Annotated in this window: 3 protein-coding genes; all 3 read right to left on the bottom strand. The window is 70.6% G+C overall.

What is annotated here, in order from left to right:
• Positions 1-669, bottom strand: a 669-nt coding sequence (gene truB / locus N798_RS15850) for a tRNA pseudouridine(55) synthase TruB (protein ID WP_035950454.1), incomplete at its 3' end; no start/stop codon positions are given.
• Positions 666-1,205 (bottom strand): 30S ribosome-binding factor RbfA, encoded by a 540-nt coding sequence (rbfA, locus tag N798_RS15845; protein ID WP_035950452.1) that lies wholly within the window; start codon positions 1,203-1,205, stop codon positions 666-668. The genes rbfA and truB, both read right to left, overlap by 4 nt.
• Before the next feature lie 295 nt (positions 1,206-1,500).
• The coding region (gene infB / locus N798_RS15840; protein WP_198030766.1) for a translation initiation factor IF-2 at positions 1,501-3,542 on the bottom strand (2,042 nt) is incomplete at its 5' end.

Below are 3,542 nucleotides of genomic sequence, written 5' to 3'. Positions count from 1 at the left end.
CTCGAGCTCGGCGAGCGGGTGGGCGACGTCGAGGCCGAAGCCGCCGACGCGCGTGCGGCGCAGCGCGGTGAGGTGCCCGGCCGACCCGAGCGCGCCGCCTAGGTCGCGGGCCAGCGCCCGGACGTAGGTGCCCGACGACACCGTGACGGTGACGTCGACGTCGACGACGGGCAGGCCGTCGACGTCGCCGCGTCGCACGTCGTGGACGTCGAACCGGGAGACCGTCACCGGGCGGGCCGGCAGGTCGACGGCCTCACCGGCGCGGGCGCGGTGGTAGGACCGCTCCCCCTTCACCTTGATCGCACTCACGGCGCTCGGGACCTGCTCGATGTCGCCGGTGAGGGTGGCGACAGCGGCAGCGATGGCCGCGTCGGTGAGGTCCTTGGCGCCGGGCGCGCTCGTCACCTCACCCTCGGCGTCGTCGGTGAGAGTGCCCTGACCGAGGCGGATCGTCGCGTCGTAGTCCTTGTCGGCGCCGACGAGGAAGGTGAGCAGCTTGGTCGCCCGACCGACGCCGAGGACGAGCACGCCGGTGGCCATCGGGTCGAGGGTGCCGGCGTGACCGACCTTGCGGGTGGAGCACAGCCGCCGGGCGCGGGCGACGACGTCGTGGCTCGTCCAGTCGGACGGCTTGTCGACGACGAGGAGTCCGTCGACGCTCGCGCTCACGCGCGGCCGGTGTCGTCGGCGCCGCGGGCGCCCTCGGTGGCGGCTGCGGCGCCGTCCGTGGCCGAGGAGGTGGCGCCGGTGGCCGGAGCCTCGTCTGCGTCCTCGTCGTCCTCCTCGTCGTCGTCGTGACGGTAGGGGTCGGCGTCGCCGGCGTACGTGGCGCCGGAGGCGGCCGCAGCGACCTGGGCGTCGCGCTCGCGCGCCTCGGCGAGCAGCACCTCGAGGTGGGCCGCGGTCTCGGGGATGGCGTCGGCGATGAACTCGAGCGACGGAGTGAGGCGGATGCCGAGGTTGCGGCCGACGTGGCTGCGGAGCTTGCCGCGGTTGGCGGCGAGCAGCTCGGCGGTCTTCGCGCGCTGGGCGTCGTCGCCGAATACGGTGTAGAAGACCGAGGCATGCTGGAGGTCGTTGGTCACCCGGACGTCGGTGATCGTGACGAACCCGAGGTCGGGATCCTTGACAACCTGGTCGAGCCCTGCGGCGATGAGGGTCTTGATGCGGTCGGCGACCTTGCGGGCGCGTGCGGCGTCAGCCACGACAACTCCTTCTCGGTGTGGTGTCCTGCCCGCACACACTATGCGCCCGCGGAGGGAGCCTGAGGCACGACCCGGCGGCCGGCGGCGCAGATCTGCACGAGCGGCGTCGCCATGCGTGCGCCGCCGACGACGTTGTGCGCCGGTGACCGCTCGTGCGAGGCAACCGTGCCACGGACGGCGAGCGGCCGGCATACCGAGGAAAGTCGGTATGCCGGCCGCCCGGTCTTCGACTGATTGCCCGTGTGGGACACACTCGCTGCGCTCGCATGTCCCATACGGGCAATCAGTCGGGGGGTCAGGCGCGGGGCTTTTCCCGCATCTCGTAGGTGGCGATGAGGTCGCCGAGCTGCAGGTCGTTGAACGAGCCGAGGTTGATACCGCACTCGAAGCCCTCACGGACCTCGGTGACGTCATCCTTGAACCGGCGCAGGCCGGCGATCTCGACGTTCTCGGACACGACGACACCGTCACGCGTGATGCGAGCCTTGGAGCCACGCTTGATCTCGCCGCTGCGGACGATCGAGCCGGCGATGTTGCCGAACTTGCTCGAGCGGAAGATCTCGCGGATCTCGGCGGTGCCGAGCTCGACCTCCTCGTACTCGGGCTTGAGCATGCCCTTGAGGGACTGCTCGATCTCCTCGATGGCCTGGTAGATCACCGAGTAGTAGCGGATCTCGACGCCCTCGCGCTCGGCGTAGTCGGCGTTCTGGCCCTCGGCCCGAACGTTGAAGCCGATGATGATCGCGTTGGACGCGACCGCGAGGTTGATGTTGTTCATCGTGATCGCACCGACGCCGCGGTCGATGATGCGCAGGTCCACGTCGTCGCCGACGTCGATCTGGAGCAGCGCGTCCTCGAGGGCCTCGACGGAACCCGACACGTCACCCTTGAGGATGAGGTTGAGGGTGTCGACCTTGCCCTGCGCGATCGCCTCGTTGAGGTCCTCGAGCGAGATGCGCTTGCGGGCCTTGGCCAGGCTGGCCTGGCGGTCGGCCGACTCGCGACGCTCCGCGATCTGGCGGGCCGTGCGGTCGTCGGGCGCGACGACGAAGGTGTCGCCGGCGCGCGGGACCGAGGAGAGACCGAGCACCTGGACCGGACGGGACGGGCCCGCCTCCTCGACGTTGACGCCGTGCTCGTCGAGCATGGCGCGCACGCGGCCGTAGGAGCTGCCCGTGACGATGGCGTCGCCGACCCGGAGGGTTCCGGACTGGATGAGCACCGTCGCGGTCGCACCGCGGCCCTTGTCGAGGTTGGCCTCGATCGCGACACCACGGGCGTCGCGGTCGGGGTTGGCCCGAAGGTCGAGAGCGGCGTCGGCGGTGAGGAGGACTGCCTCGAGCAGCGAGTCGATGTTCTGGCCCTGCTTGGCGGACACGTCGACGAACATCGTCTCGCCGCCGTACTCCTCGGCGACGAGGTTGTACTCGGTGAGCTGCTGGCGGATCTTGGCCGGGTTCGCACCGTCGACGTCGATCTTGTTGACCGCGACGACGATCGGGACGTCCGCCGCCTGGGCGTGGTTGAGCGCCTCGATGGTCTGCGGCATGACGCCGTCGTCGGCGGCGACGACGAGGATCGCGATGTCCGTGACCTTCGCACCACGGGCACGCATGGCGGTGAACGCCTCGTGACCCGGGGTGTCGATGAAGGTGATCGGACGGTCGACGCCCTCGTGCTCCTTGTGGATCTGGTAGGCACCGATGTGCTGGGTGATGCCACCGGCCTCGTCGCCCGCGACGTTCTCGTTGCGGATGGCGTCGAGGAGGCGCGTCTTGCCGTGGTCGACGTGACCCATGACGGTGACGACCGGCGGGCGGGCCGCGAGGTCGTCCTCGTCCTCGGAGTCGACACCGATCTCGAGGTTGATGTCGAAGGCGTCGAAGAGCTCGCGCTCCTCCTCCTCCGGCGAGACCATGCGGATGTCGTAGCCGAGCTCGGCGCCGAGGAGCTTGAAGGTGTCCTCGTCGAGGCTCTGCGTCGCGGTGGCCATCTCGCCGAGGTGGAACATCACCGTGACGAGCGAGGCCGGGTTGGCATTGATCTTGTCGGCGAAGTCGGTGAGGGAGGCACCCTGGCGCACCTGGATGACGGTCGAGCCGTCACCGCGGGGCACGCTCACGCCGCCGATCGACGGCGCCTGCATCTCCTCGAACTCCTGGCGCTTCGCGCGCTTCGACTTGCGTGCACGGCCCGGACGGCCGCCACCGCGACCGAAGGCACCGGCGGTCGAGCCGCGACCGGCCCCACCGCGGAAGCCACCGCCACCGGGGCGACCGGCGAAACCGCCGGGACCGCCACCACCGGGACGACCGCCTCCACCGGCGCCGGGACGGC

Source organism: Knoellia flava TL1 (genome assembly GCF_000768675.1).
In the GTDB taxonomy this organism is placed as follows: domain Bacteria; phylum Actinomycetota; class Actinomycetes; order Actinomycetales; family Dermatophilaceae; genus Knoellia; species Knoellia flava.
The sequence above is the reverse complement of the archived record's forward strand: the minus strand, read 5'-3'. Positions and strand labels throughout refer to the sequence as shown.